This is a genomic window from Rhizobacter terrae (genome assembly GCF_003852895.1).
GTDB lineage: Bacteria > Pseudomonadota > Gammaproteobacteria > Burkholderiales > Burkholderiaceae_C > Albitalea > Albitalea terrae.
In genome coordinates this window covers 254,289-273,693 of sequence record NZ_QUSW01000002.1, presented here as the reverse complement: position 1 = coordinate 273,693, position 19,405 = coordinate 254,289, and the positions used below count along the sequence as shown (strand labels likewise).

The 19,405-nt window shown below is 67.2% G+C and carries 15 protein-coding genes; 11 read left to right on the top strand and 4 right to left on the bottom strand.

Going from position 1 to position 19,405, the window contains the following annotated elements; translation table 11 throughout:
- The first annotated feature begins 27 nt into the window (after positions 1–27).
- Both DZC73_RS08195 and yaaA read left to right on the top strand, forming a co-directional pair.
- Entirely contained in the window at positions 28–3,195 is a 3,168-nt protein-coding gene (locus tag DZC73_RS08195) for an error-prone DNA polymerase (protein WP_124539749.1), read from the top strand.
- Between the two features lie 29 nt (positions 3,196–3,224).
- A complete protein-coding gene (gene yaaA, locus DZC73_RS08190; protein WP_124539748.1) occupies positions 3,225–4,001 on the top strand; it encodes a peroxide stress protein YaaA in 777 nt (258 codons plus the stop codon).
- Here yaaA and DZC73_RS08185 read toward each other — a convergent pair.
- On the bottom strand, positions 3,935–4,948 hold the full coding sequence (locus tag DZC73_RS08185) for a LysR family transcriptional regulator (RefSeq protein ID WP_161974498.1): 1,014 nt from the start codon (positions 4,946–4,948) through the stop codon (positions 3,935–3,937). The two genes, yaaA and DZC73_RS08185, sit on opposite strands and share 67 nt — an antisense overlap.
- Before the next feature lie 65 nt (positions 4,949–5,013).
- Here DZC73_RS08185 and DZC73_RS08180 point away from each other — a divergent pair, with 65 nt between their 5' ends.
- The 4 genes from DZC73_RS08180 (at position 5,014) to DZC73_RS08165 (ending at position 7,948) form a co-directional block, all read left to right on the top strand.
- Positions 5,014–5,703, top strand: coding sequence for an NADPH-dependent F420 reductase (locus DZC73_RS08180; RefSeq protein ID WP_124539746.1), 690 nt, complete (start codon positions 5,014–5,016; stop codon positions 5,701–5,703).
- An 81-nt stretch (positions 5,704–5,784) separates the two neighbouring features.
- The gene (locus DZC73_RS08175; RefSeq protein WP_124539745.1) at positions 5,785–6,645 is read left to right on the top strand and encodes a 2OG-Fe(II) oxygenase; all 861 of its coding nucleotides are present in this window, start codon (positions 5,785–5,787) and stop codon (positions 6,643–6,645) included.
- Positions 6,642–7,673, top strand: coding sequence for a CaiB/BaiF CoA transferase family protein (locus tag DZC73_RS08170; RefSeq protein WP_124539744.1), 1,032 nt, complete (start codon positions 6,642–6,644; stop codon positions 7,671–7,673). Before DZC73_RS08175 ends, DZC73_RS08170 begins: the two co-directional genes overlap by 4 nt.
- Before the next feature lie 86 nt (positions 7,674–7,759).
- The gene (locus tag DZC73_RS08165) at positions 7,760–7,948 is read left to right on the top strand and encodes a hypothetical protein (protein ID WP_124539743.1); all 189 of its coding nucleotides are present in this window, start codon (positions 7,760–7,762) and stop codon (positions 7,946–7,948) included.
- Positions 7,949–8,036: 88 nt separating this feature from the next.
- Here DZC73_RS08165 and DZC73_RS08160 read toward each other — a convergent pair whose 3' ends face one another.
- Together DZC73_RS08160 and DZC73_RS08155 are read right to left on the bottom strand one after the other, a co-directional pair.
- Positions 8,037–8,561: a hypothetical protein gene (locus DZC73_RS08160; RefSeq protein WP_124539742.1), complete on the bottom strand. Its 525-nt coding sequence runs from the start codon at positions 8,559–8,561 to the stop codon at positions 8,037–8,039.
- A 94-nt stretch (positions 8,562–8,655) separates the two neighbouring features.
- Positions 8,656–10,230: a DEAD/DEAH box helicase gene (locus DZC73_RS08155; protein WP_124539741.1), complete on the bottom strand. Its 1,575-nt coding sequence runs from the start codon at positions 10,228–10,230 to the stop codon at positions 8,656–8,658.
- Positions 10,231–10,543: 313 nt separating this feature from the next.
- Here DZC73_RS08155 and ettA point away from each other — a divergent pair, with 313 nt between their 5' ends.
- The 4 genes from ettA to DZC73_RS08135 all read left to right on the top strand — a co-directional run bounded on the left by ettA (position 10,544) and on the right by DZC73_RS08135 (position 17,270).
- Positions 10,544–12,208 carry an energy-dependent translational throttle protein EttA gene (ettA, locus tag DZC73_RS08150; protein WP_124539740.1) on the top strand — a complete coding sequence of 555 codons (1,665 nt, stop codon included), beginning with the start codon at positions 10,544–10,546 and terminating at the stop codon, positions 12,206–12,208.
- Positions 12,209–12,536: 328 nt separating this feature from the next.
- On the top strand, positions 12,537–15,233 hold the full coding sequence (locus tag DZC73_RS08145; RefSeq protein ID WP_235835039.1) for a zinc-dependent metalloprotease: 2,697 nt from the start codon (positions 12,537–12,539) through the stop codon (positions 15,231–15,233).
- 181 nt (positions 15,234–15,414) lie between these two features.
- Complete coding sequence (locus DZC73_RS08140) at positions 15,415–16,497, top strand: sensor histidine kinase (protein WP_161974497.1); 1,083 nt, start codon at positions 15,415–15,417, stop codon at positions 16,495–16,497.
- A complete protein-coding gene (locus DZC73_RS08135; RefSeq protein WP_124539737.1) occupies positions 16,494–17,270 on the top strand; it encodes a LytR/AlgR family response regulator transcription factor in 777 nt (258 codons plus the stop codon). The genes DZC73_RS08140 and DZC73_RS08135 overlap by 4 nt, the downstream gene beginning before the upstream one ends.
- A 109-nt stretch (positions 17,271–17,379) precedes the next feature.
- On the opposite strand, the gene DZC73_RS08130 is transcribed toward DZC73_RS08135, so the two are convergent.
- Positions 17,380–17,571 carry a hypothetical protein gene (locus tag DZC73_RS08130; RefSeq protein WP_124539736.1) on the bottom strand — a complete coding sequence of 64 codons (192 nt, stop codon included), beginning with the start codon at positions 17,569–17,571 and terminating at the stop codon, positions 17,380–17,382.
- Positions 17,572–17,803: 232 nt separating this feature from the next.
- Between DZC73_RS08130 and DZC73_RS30570 the strand changes: the two genes are divergently transcribed.
- Positions 17,804–19,396, top strand: a complete 1,593-nt coding sequence (locus tag DZC73_RS30570; protein ID WP_124539735.1) for a methyl-accepting chemotaxis protein — start codon at positions 17,804–17,806, stop codon at positions 19,394–19,396.
- Positions 19,397–19,405 lie beyond the last annotated feature (9 nt).

Sequence of the window (19,405 nt, the reverse complement as noted above, 5' to 3'; positions counted from 1 at the left end):
TCCTCCGCAGTACCGGCGGTCCTCGCCATGTCGCTTCCCCTCTACGCCGAGCTCCATTGCCGCAGCAACTTCAGCTTCCTCACCGGGGCCTCGCACCCTGAAGAGCTGGTCGAGCGGGCGCATGAACTGGGCTACGGCGCACTGGCCATCACCGACGAATGCTCGGTGGCCGGCGTGGTGCGTGCGCATGCCGAGGCGAAGCGGCGCAACCTGCACCTCATCATCGGCGCGGAGATGCGCCTGACCGAACCTGAGACCGGTGCACCGCGTGCGCGGCTGGTGCTGCTGGCGCAGACGCGGCGCGGCTACGGCAACCTCTCGCACTGGATCACCGTGGCGCGGCGGCGAGCGGCGAAGGGGCAGTACCTTGCGCATCCGGGTGATGTGGAAGGCAAGGTGCCCAATGCGCCCACGCTCACGGGCCTGCCCGACTGTCTGGGCCTGCTGGTGCCTGATGTGTCGCAAGGCGTCGAAGCGGTGTACGCGCAGGCCATGTGGCTCAAGCGCTGGTTCGGTGAGCGCGCGGCCATCGCCATCGAGCTGCTGCACCGCGCGGGCGACGATGACTTGCTGGACATGGTGCGGCAGGTGTCGGAGCTCAGCGACTTGCCCATCGTTGCCGCCGGGGATGTGCTCATGCACGTGCGCTCGCGCAAGCCGCTGCAGGACACGCTCACCGCCACGCGGCTGAACACACCGGTGGCCGAATGCGGATTGAAGCTGCAACCCAATGCCGAACAGCACCTGCGCTCGCGCGGACGACTGTCTGCCTTGTATGAGCCGCAGTGGCTGCACAACACCATGGTGCTGGCCAGCCGCTGCAACTTCTCGCTGTCGGAGCTGAGGTACGAGTATCCGCAGGAGATCGTGCCCGAAGGAGAGACGCCGACGAGCTGGTTGCGCAAGCTGGTCGAGCAGGGTTTGCCCAAGCGGTATCCCGAAGGTCCGCCTGCGGATGTGCTGAAGACCATCGAGCACGAACTCGCGCTGATCCAGCAGCTGAAGTACGAGCCGTACTTCCTCACCGTGGCCGACATCGTCCGCTGGGCGCGTGACCAGAAGATTCTTTGCCAGGGCCGCGGCAGCGCCGCCAACTCGGTGGTGTGCTATTGCCTGGAAGTCACCGAGGTCGATCCCAAGCGAGCCACGCTGCTGTTCGAGCGCTTCATCAGCGCCGAACGCAACGAACCGCCGGACATCGACATCGACTTCGAGCACCAGCGGCGTGAGGACGTCATCCAGTACATCTACGGCAAGTACGGCCGGCACCGCGCGGCGTTGACGGCGGTGGTCATCAGCTACCGGCCGCGCTCGGCGGTGCGCGACGTGGGCCGTGCGCTGGGCATCGACCTGCAGCGCATCGATGCGGTGGCCAAGGGGCAGCAGTGGTACGACGGGCGCAGCATCAGCCCCGAGCGGCTGCGCGAGAACGGCTTCGACCCTGATGCGCCGATCACGCGCCTGTGGGCGGAGCTGACGCACCAGCTCATCGGCTTTCCGCGGCACCTGTCGCAGCACCCCGGCGGCTTCGTGATCGCGCGCGACCAGATCGAGCAGCTCGTGCCGGTGGAGAACGCTGCGATGGAGAACCGCAGCGTGGTGCAGTGGGACAAGGACGACCTGGATGAGCTGGGGCTCATCAAGGTGGACGTGCTGGCGCTGGGCATGCTGAGCGCGCTGCGGCGGTCTATGGAGTTCATCGGGCAGAAGCTGGGCCGCAGCGGCTACAAGATGCAGCACATTCCCGCTGAGGATCCGGTCACCTACGACATGATCTGCAAGGCCGACACGATCGGCGTGTTCCAGATCGAGAGCCGTGCGCAGATGAGCATGCTGCCCAGGCTCAAGCCACGCACCTACTACGACCTGGTGGTGGAGGTCGCCATCGTGCGGCCCGGGCCGATCCAAGGCGGCATGGTGCATCCCTACCTGCGCAACCGCACCCTGCCCATGAGCCAGATCGAGTGCCCCGAGGAAATCCTCCCTGCGCTCGAGCGCACCAAGGGCATCCCGATCTTCCAGGAACAGGTGATGCAGATCGCCATCCTGGCCGCCGACTTCACCCCCGGCGAGGCCGACAAGCTGCGCCGCGCCATGGCCGCCTGGAAGCGCAAGGGCGGGCTCGGGCCTTTCCACGAACGCCTCGTGGGCCGCATGGTGCAAAAGGGCTACGACCGCGAATACGCCGAGCGCATCTTCAAGCAGATCCAGGGCTTCGGCGAATACGGCTTCCCCGAAAGCCATGCCGCGGGCTTCGCGCTTCTGGCCTACAACAGCAGCTGGGTGAAGTGCCACCACCCGGATGCCTTCCTCTGCGGCCTGCTCAACAGCCAGCCCATGGGCTTCTACGCGCCGGCGCAACTGGTGCGCGATGCCCGCGAGCACGGCGTGACCGTGCGGCCGGTGGATGTGCAGGTGAGCGTGTGGGACTGCGTGCTGGAGGGCGTGGTGCCGCTGGATGATCCAACGGCGAACCACGCATCCCTGGTGCCGGTGCGGCTGGGATTGAACCGCATCAATGGCTTGTCGCAGGCTGCCGCCGATCGCATCGTCAAGGCTCGGGACGAGTCACCCTTTGCCAGTGTCGAAGACCTCGCCCGCCGCGCCGGCCTCAACGCGCATGAGCTGCGCGTGCTCGCCGAATCCGATGCCCTGCTCGGGCTGACCGGCAACCGCCACCAGGCCGCCTGGAGCGTGGCCGGCATCGACACGCGGCCCACCGAGATGCTGCGGCAGACCCGCGTGAATGAATCGCTGGTGGAGCTTGAAGCGCCCAGCGAGGTCGAGACCATGCTGGCCGACTACCGCTCCATCGGGCTCACGCTCAAGCGGCATCCGGTGTCGCTGCTGCGCGAGGAGCTGTCGAAGTTCAAGATCCAGCCGGCGGCGGTGCTGCGCACCTACCCCAGCGGCCGGCTGGCGCGGGCCAGCGGGCTCGTGACCCACCGGCAGCGCCCTCAGACGGCCAACGGCACCATCTTCGTCACGCTGGAAGACGAGACGGGGCAGGTCAACGTCATCGTGTGGCCTGCGGTGGCCGAATCACAGCGGCGTGCGCTGCTCGGTTCTTCGCTGCTCACGGTGTATGGCCGCTGGCAGGCGGAGCAGGGCGTGATGCACCTCGTGGCCATCCAGCTCGTGGACCACACGGCGCTGATGCAAGGGCTGGCGACACGAAGCCGCGACTTCAAGTGAGCGGGCGCGGCGCACAGATAATCCGCGCCATGCTCTATCTCCTCTCGCCTGCCAAATCGCTCGACTACGAGACGCCCGCATCCAACAAGAAGGCCACCACGCCGCAGTTCATCGACCACTCCATCGAGCTGATCGACGTGCTCAAGACAAAGAGCACGCAGGAGATTTCCGAGCTGATGGACTTGTCTGAAGCCCTGTCCTCGCTGAACGTGGCGCGCTACGCCGCGTGGTCACCGAAGTTCACCGCGAAGAACAGCAAGCCCGCCGTGCTCGCCTTCGATGGTGACGTGTACGACGGCCTGGCCGCCAAGACGCTGAACGCGGACGACCTCGCGTGGGCACAGCAGCACGTGGCCATCCTCTCCGGCCTGTACGGCGTGCTGCGGCCCATGGACAAGCTGCAGCCCTATCGCCTCGAAATGGGCACGGCCCTGGCGACCGGGCGCGGCCGCAACCTCTACGACTTCTGGGGCGACACCATCGCCGAGCACCTGAACCAGCGCCTCGCGGCCGATGCATCGCCCGTCATCGTGAACCTCGCCTCGCAGGAATACTTCCGTGCCGCCGACCGCAAGGTGCTCAAGGCGCGCGTCGTCGAATGCGTGTTCGAGGACTGGAAGAGCGGGCAGTACAAGGTCATCAGCTTCTTCGCCAAGAAGGCCAGGGGCTTGATGGCGCGCTATGCCATCCAGAACCGCATCGCCACGCCCAGGAAGCTGGAGGCGTTCGACCTGGAGGGCTACGCCTTCGATGCGCGAGTCTCGGAGCCTGACCGGCTGGTGTTCCGACGCCGGCTGGTGGACTGAGGCACCTCGGCCAGATACTGCGACAAGTCGGCGGGCATCAGGCGCAGGTCTTCGACGCCGGCCAGGCCTTCCAGCAACGCATCCACCACCACCCGCACGCGCGGCGCGAGGAACTGCCGATGGGCGTAGTGCAGCACCATCTCGCGGTCGCCCGCATCGTGCGTGTCGGCCATGAGGATCTTCAGCCGGCCTGAGCGCAGGAACGGCAGCACGTGGTACACGGCGGTCTGCGTGATGCCGGTATGCGCCAGCGCCACATCGACCAGCGCTTCCGGGTCGCTCACCGTCAGGCGTGCCTTGGGTGTGTATTCGATGCGCTTGCCATTGGCACGCCTGAAGAGCCATGGCGGAATCACGCCGCTGCTGCTGCGCCAGGCCACGCAGTCGTGGTGCTCCAGGTCGTCCATGCTGGCGGGCGTGCCGTGCCGGCGCAGGTACGTGGGCGTGGCCACCAGAAGAACCGGCAGCGGGCAGATGCGCCGCGCCACCAGGCTGCTGTCTGCCATCACCGCGCCGCGGATGCCGATGTCGTAGCCCTGGGCCACCAGGTCCACCGGGCGGTTGTCCAGGTCGAGCTCGATGCTCAGCTGCGGATATTTCGCGGTGAGCGCAGGCAGCAGCGGCAGCACCCATTTCTGTCCGAAGCTGATGCCCACCGAGATGCGCACGCGGCCGGCGGCCGTGCTCGCGGCCTGGGAAACGTCGGTGACGGCGTCGTCCAGCGCGCGCAGCGCCAGGCGGGCCTTGTCGAGGAAGCGCGCGCCTTCCTCGGTGACCGACAGCCGCCGCGTGCTGCGCTGGAGCAGCCGCACGCCCAGCTGCTCTTCGAGCCGGGCCAGGCTCTTGCTGACGGCGGCTGGCGTGACCTCCAGCCGTTCGGCCGCGGCGGTGAGGCTGCCGGTGGTGGCGGCTTCGACGAAGGCGAGCATTCCCTGCAATTGCTTCATGGGTCGATTCTCAACTGAAAGTTGTGAATCCATCAACCGGCAATGACTTCCGGTGAATCAGGCGGATGCCTACAGTGCATCCATCGCAACTCAGTTCCACCCAGGAGATCACCATGAAGATCGGCATCATCGGCTCGGGCGTCGTCGCGCAATCGCTGGCGGCAGGCTTCCTCAAGAACGGCCACCAGGTCACGCTGGGCACCAGCGCGCCGGCCAAGCTGGCCGACTGGCAGGCGTCGAACCCCAAGGCGCAGGTGGCCAGCGCGTCCGACGCGGCAGCCTTCGGCGAACTCATCGTGCTGGCCGTCAAGGGGCACGCCGCCATCGCCGCGGTGAAGGCCGCCGGCGTGAAGAACTTCGAAGGCAAGACGGTCATCGACACGAACAACCCGATCGCCGACAAGCCGCCGGTGGACGGCGTCCTGCAGTTCTTCACCAGCGGCAGCGATTCGTTGCTGGAGCAGTTGCAGCGCGAGTATCCGGGCGTGAAGTTCGTGAAGGCCTTCAACTCGGTGGGTTCAGCCTTCATGGTCGATCCGCAGTTCCGCAACGGCCCGCCCACCATGTTCATCTGCGGCAACGACACGGGTGCCAAGGCCACTGTCTCGGGCATCGCCCAATCCTTTGGCTGGGACGTGGCCGACATGGGCACGGCCGTCGCCGCCCGCGCCATCGAGCCGCTGTGCATGCTGTGGTGCATTCCCGGCCTGGCGCGCAACGAGTGGACGCACGCCTTCAAGCTGCTGAAGCTGTGAAACGGGCCTGAAACCAAAGGGCACGAAAGCGCGGGCAATCCGCATTGACGAGCGCGTGGGTTCATCCGGCAAAATCGCCGGATGAACACGACGACGACCCAGCAAATCACCCCGGAACTCCGGCAATGGATCGTGGCCCAGGCTTCTGCCGGCCAGCCGCCTGATGCGGTGCTCAAGTCGATGATCGACAGCGGCTGGCAGGAGGAGGTCGCGGTCGTCGCGCTGGAAGACACCCTGCGCAGCTACCTGGCCGACCACGCCAAGGCCAACGGCCTGCCGATGCCCGTGGTGGTGCCCGAGCCGCTCATGATGGCTGGCGAGGTGATGCTCAACGCCGGCGACCGCGAGGTGCAGGTGCTCAGCCACATGCGCAGCCCGCGGGTGGTGGTCTTCGGCGGACTGCTGTCGCACGACGAATGCGACGAGCTCGTGGCGCTGGCCGCCAAGCGGCTGACGCGGTCTGAAACCGTGCAGCTGGACACCGGCGGCAGCGAGGTCAATTCCGCCCGCACCAGCGAGGGCATGTTCTTCACCCGCGGCGAGCACGACATCTGCCGGCGCATCGAGGCGCGCATCGCCAACCTGCTGCAGTGGCCGCTGGAAAACGGCGAAGGCCTTCAGATCCTGCGCTACCGGCCCGGGGCCGAGTACAAGCCGCACTACGACTACTTCGACCCGGCGCAGCCCGGCACGCCCAGCATCCTCAAGCGCGGAGGCCAGCGCGTCGCTTCGCTGGTGATGTACCTGAACACCCCCACGCGCGGCGGTGCCACGACCTTCCCGGACGTGAACTTCGAGGTCGGCCCGGTCAAGGGCAATGCGGTCTTCTTCAGCTACGACCGCCCGCACCCGATGACACGCACGCTGCACGGCGGTGCGCCCGTGCTCGAAGGCGAGAAGTGGGTGGCGACGAAGTGGCTGCGTGAAGGCCGCTTCGAGTGAGCGAGCCGGCACCGCCGCTCGCTGGCATCCGCGTCATCGACCTCACCCGGCTGTTGCCGGGCCCCTTCGCCACCCTGCGGCTCGCGCAGTGGGGGGCGGAGGTCATCAAGATCGAAGGTCCGGCCGACCAGGGCCAGGACGATCCCACGCGTTACATGGGCCGCACCCGGGCGGACGCGGAGGCTGGCGAGCCCAGCCTGTCGTTTCGCATGCTCAACGCGGGCAAAGCGCTGCGCACGCTGGATTTGCGCGACGACGAAGGCCGCGAGGCGCTCATCGACGCCTGCCGCGATGCGGACTTGCTGATCGAAGGCTTCCGGCCTGGCGTCATGGCCCGCCTGGGCCTGGGCTGGGACGTCCTGCACGAGATCAACCCGCGCCTGGTGATGTGCGCGATCAGCGGCTACGGCCAGAAGAGCATCTGGTCGCAGCGGGCGGGGCACGACATCAACTACATCGCCATGGCGGGGGTGCTGGGGCAGATCGGCACGGACGACGGCGAGATCGCCGTGCCCAACTTCCAGATCGGCGACCTGCTGGGTGGCTCCCAGGCGGCCCTGGCCGGCATGCTGGCTGCGTTGATCGCGGCACAACGCACCGGGTTGGGGCGCTTCGTGGACATCTCCATGACCCATGAGGTTGCCCGCCACAACGTGCTGGCGGCGGCCACCCTGGCGACCGCCGGCCGTGCGGCTCCTGCAGGCCGGGACCTGCTGTCCGGCGGTGCGCCCTGTTACGGCGTTTACCGGACTTCCGACGGCCGCCACCTGGCTGTCGGCGCCCTGGAGCTGAAGTTCTGGCGACAGCTGTGTGAAGCCATCGGCCGTCCGCATTGGGCCGACCGGCATTGGAGCCGGGGAGAAGCTCCGGGCTCGGAGCCGGCGATGTCGCTCAAGAAGGAGCTGGCGGCGCTGTTGGCTGACCAGCCGCTGACTCATTGGGCCAAGGTCTTCGAGGAAGTCGACTGCTGTGTCACGCCCGTGCTCCATTTGCACGAGAGCCAGGCCCATCCTTTGTTCTTCAGTTGAAAAAAGGTGTCAACCGGCCCGTTCGAGGCCGCGTTGTGCCTCGCGAGCTTCAGCTCTTCCCCCTTCTGAATTCAAAGGAGATCACCATGAACAAGCTTATCGCCGCCATCATCGCCGCCACCTTCTCGTTCGGCGCTTTCGCCGCTGACGCCGCCGCTCCGGCTGCTGGCACCTCCGCTTCGGCTCCCGCCGCTGCCGAGAAGCCCGCCAAGAAGGCTGGCAAGAAGGCCACCAAGAAGGCCAAGGCTGCGAAGAAGGCCGCCAGCGCCGCCTAATCAGCGACTGCTTGCAAACAAAAACCCGGCTTCGGCCGGGTTTTGTTTTTGGGTGGCTGCAGTTCGCGCAGTCAGCACCTGCTCAGAATCAGGCGCGCTGGTGATGATGGCCCGGATCGTCGTGCTTGGAATCGTTGCCCGCCTCGCGCTTGCCGAAGGGTCGGTTGCGCTCGATGCGGCGCCACTTGCGCTGGTCCCAGGTCTGCGGACCTTCCACAGGCCAGTGGTCGATCAGTGAGGCCAGCTCGGACCGCGGCACGCGGGCATAGGCGGGGCCGGCCGACATGCGCAGCCACCAGCGGCCGCGCCTCATGCGCATGGGCAGCGGTGCCTGCGAATGGTGAACCCAGAAGACGCAGCCGCGTCCGGCCCAGTAGTCCACCCGCTCGAAGTTCACGCGACCCGCGAAGCCGGTGTCGGCGGGGAAGATGATGCAGTCGTCGGCCGTCTCCACGATGGCGTGGCGCAGGTCGCCGGGCGACTCGCCGCCGCCCTCGTAGACGAAGATCACCTTCTCGATCTGCGAGGCGTGAATTCGATCGACCTCCGCCTCGTCGCGGTAGACGACGATCTCCTGGCCATGCCAGGCCGTGCGCCATGTGTTGCTGCTCATCGGACGAACCTCCAAGCTGGCGACCGTAGTCGCCGCTTCGATGGAGGTCTGTGTCCAGTCGCGACGGAATGAAACCGTGCGCGTCAGCCGCCGATCAGGAGTCGCTGCGCTTGGGCTGGGTCAAGCGGGGCTGGGCGCGTGAATCCCGGCGCGGCTCGGAGCGCGGTGCCGGGGCAGCCGCCTTGGCCGGCGGGCGGCCCTGGTTGTTGCCATCGCGGCGGGCGCTTTCCTGCTGAGGACGGGCCGCCGGTTGCGCCGGACGTCCCGACGGCTGGGCCGGACGCGAACCCGGCTGCGCAGGCCGCGCGGCCTGCTGACCTTGCCGGCCCGAGGGCTGCGACGCCCCCTGGCGCGCCGGCTGGTTGCCCTGGCGCGAACCACCTTGGCCACCGTTGCCGCCACGCCCTGCAGGCGCCGGCCGATCGCCGCCTCGCCCGCCACCGCCACCTGCCCGATGCCCGCCGCGACCGGCGCCAGCGCCGATCACCATGCGGCCCAGCACGATGGGCTCGGGCTTCTCGGCCGGATTGGGCGCGAAGCCCGGCACCACTTCCTTCGGAATCTCACGCTTGATGAGCTTCTCGATGTCGCGCAGGAAGCCGTTCTCGTCCACGCACACCAGCGACACCGCTTCGCCTTGCGCGCCCGCGCGGCCGGTGCGGCCGATGCGGTGCACATAGTCTTCCGGCACGTTGGGCAGCTCGTAGTTCACCACGTGCGGCAGCTGGTCGATGTCGATGCCGCGCGCCGCGATGTCGGTGGCCACCAGCACGCGCAGCTCGCCGCTCTTGAAGTCGGCCAGCGCCTTGGTGCGTGCACCCTGGCTCTTGTTGCCGTGGATGGCCATGGCGGTGACGTCCGCCTTCAGCAGATGCTCGACCAGGCGGTTCGCGCCGTGCTTCATGCGCGTGAACACCAGCACCTGGTGCCAGTCGTTGCTCTTGATGAGATGGATCAGCAGGTCCTTCTTCATCTCGCGGCCCACGGGGTGGACCTTCTGCGAAATGAGGTCGGCCGTCTGGTTGCGGCGCGCGACTTCGATCAGCGCGGGCTTGTTCAGCAAGCGGTCGGCGAGGTTCTTGATTTCGTCGCTGAAGGTGGCCGAGAACAGCAGGCTCTGCTTCTTCTGCGGCACGAGCGCGAGCACCTTCTTGATGTCATGCACGAAGCCCATGTCCAGCATGCGGTCGGCTTCGTCGAGCACGAAGATCTCGACGTGGCTCAGGTCCAGCGTCTTCTGCTGGGCATGGTCCAGCAGGCGGCCAGGGGTGGCGACGACGATGTCCACGCCGCGGCGCAGCTTGTCGATCTGTGGCTGCATGCCCACGCCGCCGAACATCACCATGGAGGTGAGCTTCAGATACTTGCCGTAGTTGCGCACGCTCTCTTCGACCTGCGCGGCGAGTTCGCGCGTGGGCGTGAGCACGAGGGCGCGGATGGGCAGCTTGCCGCGCGCATCGCGCACTGCCGGCGTCGAGGCCAGGCGCTGCAGCATGGGCAGGGTGAAGCCGGCGGTCTTGCCGGTGCCGGTCTGCGCGCCGGCGAGGAGGTCGCCGCCCGAGAGGACGGCGGGGATGGCTTGCGCCTGGATGGGGGTGGGAACGGTGTAGCCCTGCTCGTGCACGGCACGCAGGATCGGCTCGGCCAAGCCGAGGGAGTCAAAAGACATTGGGGGTCACTACAGAGGTCGGCCTGTCGCTCACACATCGAGCGCCAGTCGCAGGCAGAGGGAAAAGGCTGAGCGCGTGGCTCGTGTCAGGAATGACGGCAGCGCAGTGACTGGTGTCTGGGCTGGTGGGCGCATTCTACCTGCCCCCCCGTGACGGGACTGTTTCGAGAAGCCCCGGGATGGCCCCGCTCTTTCGGGCGTCGTCTCGGGACACGAGGAAAGGGGCCTGAAAAACCCCTTGCCCGCGCTGCGGCGACAATACCGGGTTCAGCGAAATCCGCACCCTCATCACAAGACCCGCCTCAGGACCAGCATGGCTCAATACGTTTTCACGATGAACCGCGTGGGCAAGATCGTCCCGCCCAAGCGCCAGATCCTCAAGGACATCTCGCTCAGCTTCTTCCCCGGCGCCAAGATCGGCGTGCTGGGCCTGAACGGCTCGGGCAAGTCCACGCTGCTCAAGATCATGGCCGGCATCGACAAGGACATCGAGGGCGAAGCCGTCCCCATGCCCAACCTGAAGATCGGCTACCTGCCGCAGGAGCCGCAGCTCGACCCGAACCAGACCGTGCGCCATGCGGTGGAGCAGGGCATCGGCGGCGTGCTGCAGGCCAAGGCCCGGCTGGACGAGGTCTACGCTGAGTACGCGGAGCCCGACGCCGACTTCGACAAGCTGGCCGCCGAGCAGGCCGAGCTGGAAGCCATCATCGCTGCCGCCGGCTCCGAGAACACTGACCTGCAGCTGGAACTCGCCGCCGATGCGCTGCGCCTGCCGCCCTGGGACGCGCAGATCGGCGTGCTCTCCGGTGGTGAGAAGCGCCGCGTGGCGCTGTGCCGCCTGCTGCTGTCCAAACCCGACATGCTGCTCCTGGACGAACCCACCAACCACTTGGACGCCGAGTCCGTCGAGTGGCTGGAGCATTTCCTGCAGCGCTTCCCCGGCACGGTGGTGGCCATCACCCACGATCGCTACTTCCTCGACAACGCGGCGGAGTGGATTCTCGAACTCGACCGCGGCCAGGGCATTCCCTGGAAGGGCAACTACTCCGACTGGCTGGACCAGAAGGAACGCCGTCTGGAAGTCGAGCAGAAGAAGGAAGACGCCCGCATCAAGGCGATGAAGGAGGAACTCAAGTGGGTCCGCTCCAACGCCAAGGGCCGCCAGGTCAAGAGCAAGGCACGTCTGGCGCGCTTCGAAGAGCTGAGCGACGTCGACTACCAGCGCCGCAATGAGACCAACGAAATCTTCATCCCGGTGGCCGAGCGCCTGGGGCATGAAGTGATCGAGTTCAAGGGCGTGTCCAAGAGCTTCGGCGACCGCGTGCTCATCGACAACCTGAGCTTCAAGATCCCGGCGGGCGCCATCGTCGGCATCATCGGGCCGAACGGCGCCGGCAAGTCGACGCTGTTCCGCATGATCCAGGGCGTCGAGCAGCCCGACACAGGCGAGGTGGCCATCGGCAAGACTGCCAAGCTGGCCTTCGTGGACCAGAGCCGCGAGAGCCTCGCCAACGACCAGACGGTGTGGCAGGACGTGTCCGGTGGACTGGACAACATCATTGTCGGCCAGTTCGTCATGCCCTCGCGCGCCTACCTGGGCCGCTTCAACTTCAAGGGCAACGACCAGCAGAAGCTGGTGGGCAACCTCTCGGGCGGTGAGCGCGGTCGCCTGCACCTGGCCAAGACGCTGGCCAAGGGTGGCAACGTGCTGCTGCTGGACGAACCGTCGAACGACCTGGATGTGGAGACCTTGCGTGCACTCGAAGAGGCGCTGCTGGAGTTCGCAGGCTCGGCGCTGGTGATCAGCCACGATCGCTGGTTCCTGGACCGCATCTGCACGCACATCCTCGCAGCCGAAGGCGACTCGCAGTGGTTCTTCTTTGACGGCAATTACCAGGAGTACGAGGCCGACAAGAGGAAGCGACTGGGCGAAGAGGGCGCCCGCCCGAAACGCGTCCGATTCAAGGCTTTGAAATAAGTTCACGCTGACGCGAGCGGACTTCTCCGGATGACGCTCGCAGTCACAGACTGCAAAATCTTGTCACGAAGGATGCTTGAGTCGGGCATCCTGGGGGCGGCACGAACGATGCTTCGAGTTGCCCCGTAGTAGTTTTGCGGTCGCCATGAAGCACACCACCCTCCAGCGCGGCCTCGCCGCGTCCCTCGCTTCCCCCCTCCTGATCGCCCTGCTCGCCGGTTGCGCGAGCGTGCCGAATGTCACGGCGCCGCAAGCGCCTGGCGCATCGGGCGGCGCAGTACCGGCGGTGCCTTCCGCGACAACCGCTGTCGCGGCCCCTGCAGCTTCCGTGCGGACAGCCACCGCCGCGCCAACTGCCAACGCGGCCGTCGCCAAGCCGGCCGTGGCGCCCATCGTCAATCCCGCCGCCCGCGAAGCCGACAACGCCGCGCCGGCCGCACCGTCGGCCAGCGCAGCAGCTGCGAAAGCAGCCGCAACGGCCGCCGCCGCCAGCGGCCTGCGCCCCTTCGCCGACATCGTCAAGGACGCGAAACACATCGAGGGCCTGTTCTCGCTCTGGCAGAAGGACGACAAGGTCTGGATCGAGCTCAAGCCGACCGACCTGGACACGCCGTTCTTCCTGAGCCCCAAGGCCAAGACCGGCATCGGCGAGAACTCCTTCTTCGGCGGCTTGATGGGCGAAGAGTCCGTCATCGAGTTCCGCCGGATTCACAACACCATCCAGATGCTGGCGAAGAACACCGAGTTCGTCGCCAAGGCCAACACGCCCACCGGTCGCGCCGTGGATGCCGCCTTCTCGCCCAGCCTGCTGGCGAGCACGGCAGTGCTGAGCCAGCCGCATCCGGAGCGCAAGTCCATCCTGGTCGAGGCCAACGCGCTCTTCCTCAACGACATGCTGGGCACCAGCGCGGCCTTGCAGCGCCGCTATCACCAGGGCTACTCGCTGGACACTCGCAATTCGGCCATCACCACCGTGCGCGGCGCGTCCGACTTCGTGGTGCTGGAGACGCTGAACCACTTTGCCACCGGCTCCATCCAGCAAGGTGTTCCCGGCATGGGTGGGGCGGGCCCGTCGGTGCCCCGCTCGCTGCCTGATCCGCGCAGCATGTTCATGACCTTCGCCTACTCCATCGGCAAGCTGCCCGACCAGCCGATGAAGCCGCGCAAGGCCGACGCCCGCGTGGGCTACTTCACCAGTGCCATCATGGACTTCAGCGACGACCTGGAGCGCACGCCGCGCCAGCGCTTCGTGAACCGCTGGCGCCTGGAGAAGAAGGACCCGGCCGCGGCGTTGTCCGAACCGGTCAAGCCCATCACCTTCTGGCTGGACCGCACCATTCCCGAGAAGTACCGTGCGCCCATCACCGCTGGCGTGCTGGAGTGGAACAAGGCTTTCGAGAAGATCGGCTTCAAGAACGCGGTGCGCGTCGAGGTGCAACCTGAGGACGCGGAGTGGGACACGCTGGACTTCGGCCGCGCCTCCATCCGCTGGATGACCAACTCCGGCCCGACCTTCGGCGCCATCGGCCCCACGCACGTGGACCCGCGCACCGGCGAGATCCTCGATGCCGACATCGGCGTGGAAAGCCTGTCCTCGCGCAACCAGCGGGCCCTGCGCTCGCAGGTGCTGGCCAGCACCGGCGCCGATGCCGAGCACGAACCCACGCCCACAGGCCTGCGCGGCCGCGCCATCGCCAGCTGCGAGTTCGCCGAACAGGCGGCTGAGCAGCTGAGCTATGCGATGGATGTGCTGGAGTCGCGCGGAGACCTCGACCCGGCGAGCCCCGAGGCCGAGAAGTTCGTCTACGACTACCTGAAGGACGTGACCATGCACGAGGTGGGTCACACCCTCGGCCTGCGCCACAACTTCCGCTCGTCGCGCGTCTACAGCGACAAGCAGCTGTCCGACCCGGACTTCACCTCCAGGAACGGCATCACCGGCTCGGTGATGGAGTACGCCGCCGTCAACCTGGCCATGCCCGGCACGGCCAAGGACAAGCAGCCCGCGCCGTTCAACACCACGCTGGGCCCCTACGACTACTGGGCCATCGAATACGCCTACAAGCCCATCGAGGCCGGCAAGGAAGAGGCCGAGCTGTCGAAGATCGCCGCGCGCAGTGCCGAGCCCCTGCTGGCCTACGGTACCGACGAGGACAACTTCCTCGGCGTCGACCCGGAATCGCTCCAGTTCGACCTCGGCTCGGACATCATCACCTTCGCCAAGAAGCGCGTGGCCATCGCCCGCGACGTGCTGCAGCGCCAGGAAAGCCGCCAGCTCGCGGCCGACCAGGACTACTCCGTGCTGCGCCGCTCGGTGTCTTTCGCCCTGCGCGACATGACCCGTGCTGCGGCGGCGCTCACCCGCCAGATCGGCGGCGTGCGCACCTTGCGCGACCACGCCGGCAGCGGCCGCGATCCGCTGTCGCCGGTGCCCAGCGCCGACCAGCGCGCCGCACTGGACATCCTCGCCAGCGGCTTCCTGTCGGCCGACAGCTTCAAGCTCTCCGCCGGCCTGCAGCGCAAGATGGCCACCGACTACCAGGAGCGCACCGACGCCGTGTTCCGCGGCGAGGCGGCGGCCTCCACCGATTTCTCGCTGGTGTCGCAGGTCATCGAGCTGCAGCGCGCCGTCATCGGCCAGCTGATGAGCGACTCCGTGGCGTCGCGGCTGCTGGACAGCGAGCAGAAGGCGCCCAAGGACGCGCTGCACCTGTCCGAGCTGCTGGCCCGCATGGACAAGTCGGTGTGGAGCGAGCTGGGCACGGGCGGCGACATTCCGGCCCTGCGCCGTGAACTGCAGCGCGAGCACGTGAACCGCGTGGCGAACACCTTGCTGCGTCCGTCGGCGTTGACCCGTGCCGATGCCCGCAGCCTGATGCGGGTGCAGGCCCAGGCCCTGCTGGCGCGCATCAACGCCGCATCCAAACGCAGTGGCTTGAGCGCCGAAGCTCGGGCCCACCTGCAAGACAGCGCCGACACCTTGTCGCAGGCGCTGGCTGCCAAGCTTCAAAGGGCGGGGGCCTGAAGCATCGGCCGGAGGTGTAGATTCCCGGCCGACCAGTAGAAGAGACAAAGACCGCTGCATGTGCAGCGGTCTTTTGTTCTTTTGGACCCCAGTCGCGGCCGGCACCCACATTTCGGTCATCTGTCGCTCCGTGGCGTCCACCGCTGCGACAGCGGGCAATGCGCAGGTTATCGTGCGCTCCATGAACACCGCGTCTTCCGCCGCCAACCAGGACAGCTCGATCCTGGCCGCGCTCACCTTGCGCCGCGTGATGGTCGCCATCGTGCTGGCCGTGAGCGTGGCGGCGGCGCTCAATCCGCTGTTCGTGACGCCCTTCATCGTCCTGCTGGGCCGCACCCTGGTCATCGCCATGGTGCTGCTGGTGGTGTTCATCGCCGCGGGCCTGTGGCGCCAGACCTGGCTGCCGATGTGGATGGTGCGGGTGTTCGCCGTGGCCCTGGCCGCGCCGGTGGCGACCTTCGTGGTGTACCTGCCGGCGGTGGGCGGCGACGTTTCCGCGGTGCTGGCGCACGAGGGCCGGGTGTCGGGCTTCATCCTCATCGCCGGCTGCAGCCTGGTGATCGGCCCCTTGCTGGCGCTGGGCGCGATGTACCGCGAGCGTGACCTGCAGGTGCGCAGCCAACTGCTGCAGTTCGCGCTGGAAAGGAGCACGCTGGAGCGGCAGGCGCTGGATGCGAGGCTGCAGCTGCTGCACGCCCAGATCGAGCCGCACTTCCTCTTCAACACCCTGGCCAACGTGCAGGCGCTGGTGGAGTCCGGATCGCCGCAGGCGCCGGCGGTGCTCAAGAGCCTCATCGCCTACCTGCGCGCCGCCATGCCGCGGCTCAACGACGAACAAGCCACGCTGGGCCAGGAGGTGCACCTGGTGCGGGCCTACCTGGAGCTCATGCACATGCGCATGCCCGACCGCCTCGCCTTCGACGTGGCCGTGCCCCAGGACCTGATGGCGCTGCGTTTCCCGGCCATGGCCCTGCTCACGCTGGTGGAAAACGCCATCCGCCACGGCATCGACCCGAGCGAGCAGGGCGGGCGCATCGACGTGGGCGCCGTGCGAGAAGGCTCGTCGGTGGTGCGGCTGTGGGTGGCCGACACCGGCGTGGGCATGGACGACAAGGCCGTGCCCGGCACAGGCCTGAGCAACCTGCGGGCGCGCATCAAGGCCTTTTTCGGCGATGCCGCGCGCTTCGAGTTGCAGGAACAATCGCCCCACGGCCTGCGCGCCGAACTGGTCCTTCCCCTGTCGACTGACACTGCCTTCCGATGAGCCGCATCACTGCCTTGATCGCCGATGACGAACCGCTGCTTCGCGAGCGCCTGCGCTCGCACCTGGCCCGGCTGTGGCCGGAGCTGGAGGTGGTGGCCGAGGCGCGCAACGGCCGCGAGGCGGTGGAGATGTTCGACATCCACCTGCCTGACGTGGTGTTCCTGGACGTGCACATGCCGGGCATGAACGGCATCGATGCGGCGCGTTCCATCGACCGGCGCGCGCAGGTGGTGTTCGTCACCGCTTTCGAGCAGTACGCGGTCAAGGCCTTCGAGCAGGGGGCACTGGACTACCTGGTCAAGCCGTTCGAGGAGCAACGCCTGGCCGACACGGTGAATCGGCTGCGTGAGCGGCTGAAGGTGGCCAGCGTCCCGGCGGGCGTGCCGTCCATCGAGCAGGTCATCGAGCATCTGTCCGGTGAGCTGCGCCAGCGCACGGGGCCGAGGCAGTTCCTGCAGTGGATCAAGGCCTCGGTGGGATCCAGCGTGAAGCTCATTCCGGTCGAGCAGGTGGCCTACCTGCGGGCCGACGAGAAGTACACGCTGGTGGTGTGGGAAGGCGGCGAAGCGCTGATCCGAAAGACGATCCGCGAGCTGGCCGATGAACTCGACCCGGACCGCTTTGCGCAGGTGCATCGCTCGGTGATCGTGAACCTGCACGAGGTGGTGCAGGTGAACCGGGGGCCGAATGAAACGGCGGAGATTCAGCTGAAGGATCGCAAGGAGCTGCTGCCGGTCAGCCGCAGCTTCGTGCACGTGTTCAGACAAATGTAGCCCCCCAGTCGCTGCGCTCCTGCCCCCGAGGGGCGCCGCCCTGCGGACCGGCGAAGCCGGATCCGCGGGCGTGGCTTGATGGGCGCCTGGGCCTGCGGCCGGCTGGTGCTTATTGCTGGTGCTGGGGCGTGGTTTCAGACATCGCGACCTGGACGGCGCGTTTGCCGTTCACTTCCACCTTGGGCAGGTAGACGACTTGGGCTTCGGCCTTGGGTTGCTCGAACAGGGCCGATCCCACGGCCAGCGTACCGGCTGCGAGCACGCAGAAGGCAAGGGCGGCGGAAAAGACACGGTCAAACATGATGGCTCCTGGGTGGTCAACGCGAATGTTTGCGTTGGATGAACTCTAGGCCGCGGCACGGGTGAATCAAACCGGGATGCGACGGACGGAGGAATGTCCGGCATCAAGTGCGGGTTTGCACGACATGCGGTGGATCGAACCCCTTCAGCAGTGCGATGCGGCGCCGATAACCATCGAGACGCGCGTGAAGTTCTACGCATTTCCTTGTTCCGCTGCCTTTGGGGGCCTGCCCATGAAGATTCCGTTCCTTTCCACCGGTGGCGCATCGATGTCGCTGGGCAAGCGTTTTGGCTTCAGCTTCGCGGCCATCCTTGCCCTGCTCATCCTCGTGGGTGGCGTGAGCCAGGTGCTCATGTCGACGATCTCCGGCCACATGAAGGGCATCGTCGAGATCAACAACCGGCAGATGGCGCTGGCCAACACGATGATCGACCAGGTCAACGACATGGCGATCACGTTGCGCACGCTCACGCTGCTGACCGAGGTCAAGGAAGTGGACAAGCAGGTCAAGCTGCTGGAGCAGGCCACCGAATCCTATGTGCGCACCGAAAAGGAGCTGGCGCAGCTTCTGAATCAGAGCGGCAGCGCCATGGAACGCGAGCTGTTCAAGAAGATCGAGGCGGTGCGCGCCACCACGCTGCCGCTGATCGCCAAGGCCGCCAAGCTGGGTGCCGATGGCGCCACGCCCGAAGCCACCATCGTGCTGATGCGCGAGGTGCGGCCGGTGGAGCATGAGTGGCGTACCCTGGTGGGGCAACTGATCACGCTGCAGGCGCAGCTCAATGCATCGGCCTATGCCGAGGCGCGCAAGACCGAGTCGATTTCCAGCATCGTGCTGGTGGCCGTGGGGGCATTCGCCCTGGCACTGGGCGGCTTGCTTGCATGGCGGCTGAGCCGCAGCGTGCTCAAGCCGGTGTCCGAGGCCATCCACGTGACCGAGCGCATCGCCCAGGGCGACCTGTCCACCCCGGTGGATGCGAGCCGCGGCGACGAACTCGGCCGCCTGCTGGCCGCGGTGTCGGGCATGCAGGACCGCCTGCGCAACCTGGTGGGTGACATCCGCAACTCGGCGGAGTCCATCTCCACCGCGTCCACCGAGATCGCCACGGGCAACCATGACCTGAGCCACCGCACGGAGCAGCAGGCCGCCAGTCTGCAGAAGACCGCTTCCAGCATGGAGCAGCTCACCGGCACGGTGCGCCACAACGCCGATTCGGCGCGGCAGGCCGATCAGCTCGCCACCTCCGCCTCGGAGATCGCCGCCCGCGGCGGCGTGGTGGTGGAGCAGGTGGTGACCACCATGGCCGACATCTCGGCGAGCTCGAAGAAGATCGCCGACATCATCGGCGTGATCGACGGCATTGCCTTCCAGACCAACATCCTCGCGCTGAATGCGGCGGTGGAAGCGGCACGCGCCGGCGAGCAAGGCCGCGGCTTCGCGGTCGTGGCCGGCGAGGTGCGCTCGCTGGCCCAGCGCAGCGCCGAAGCGGCCAAGGAAATCAAGGCGCTGATCAGCGCCTCCGGCGAGCGGGTCGATTCAGGCGCCAGGCTGGTGACCGATGCGGGCTCCACCATGCGCGAGATCGTCGCGTCGATCCAGCGCGTGACGGACATCATGTCGGAGATCTCTGCCTCCACCAGCGAGCAGAGCAACGGCATCGGCCACGTGAGCGGCGAGGTTCACCAGCTCGACCAGATGACGCAGCAGAACGCGGCGCTGGTGGAGCAGAGCGCCGCGGCCACAGAAAGCCTGAAGGACCAGGCCAGCCGCCTGGCCCAGGCGGTGCGGGCCTTCAGGTTGCGCGGAGAGTCTGTGGCGGCCTGAGGTCAGCCG

Bases quoted from the DNA above. Each gene is read 5' to 3' on its own strand.
- DZC73_RS08195 (WP_124539749.1), top strand. From the start codon at position 28: ATGTCGCTTCCCCTCTACGCCGAGCTCCATTGCCGCAGCAACTTCAGC.
- yaaA (WP_124539748.1), top strand. From the start codon at position 3,225: ATGCTCTATCTCCTCTCGCCTGCCAAATCGCTCGACTACGAGACGCCC.
- DZC73_RS08185 (WP_161974498.1), bottom strand. From the start codon at position 4,948: ATGAAGCAATTGCAGGGAATGCTCGCCTTCGTCGAAGCCGCCACCACC.
- DZC73_RS08180 (WP_124539746.1), top strand. From the start codon at position 5,014: ATGCCTACAGTGCATCCATCGCAACTCAGTTCCACCCAGGAGATCACC.
- DZC73_RS08175 (WP_124539745.1), top strand. From the start codon at position 5,785: ATGAACACGACGACGACCCAGCAAATCACCCCGGAACTCCGGCAATGG.
- DZC73_RS08165 (WP_124539743.1), top strand. From the start codon at position 7,760: ATGAACAAGCTTATCGCCGCCATCATCGCCGCCACCTTCTCGTTCGGC.
- DZC73_RS08160 (WP_124539742.1), bottom strand. From the start codon at position 8,561: ATGAGCAGCAACACATGGCGCACGGCCTGGCATGGCCAGGAGATCGTC.
- DZC73_RS08155 (WP_124539741.1), bottom strand. From the start codon at position 10,230: ATGTCTTTTGACTCCCTCGGCTTGGCCGAGCCGATCCTGCGTGCCGTG.
- ettA (WP_124539740.1), top strand. From the start codon at position 10,544: ATGGCTCAATACGTTTTCACGATGAACCGCGTGGGCAAGATCGTCCCG.
- DZC73_RS08140 (WP_161974497.1), top strand. From the start codon at position 15,415: ATGAACACCGCGTCTTCCGCCGCCAACCAGGACAGCTCGATCCTGGCC.
- DZC73_RS08135 (WP_124539737.1), top strand. From the start codon at position 16,494: ATGAGCCGCATCACTGCCTTGATCGCCGATGACGAACCGCTGCTTCGC.
- DZC73_RS08130 (WP_124539736.1), bottom strand. From the start codon at position 17,571: ATGTTTGACCGTGTCTTTTCCGCCGCCCTTGCCTTCTGCGTGCTCGCA.
- DZC73_RS30570 (WP_124539735.1), top strand. From the start codon at position 17,804: ATGAAGATTCCGTTCCTTTCCACCGGTGGCGCATCGATGTCGCTGGGC.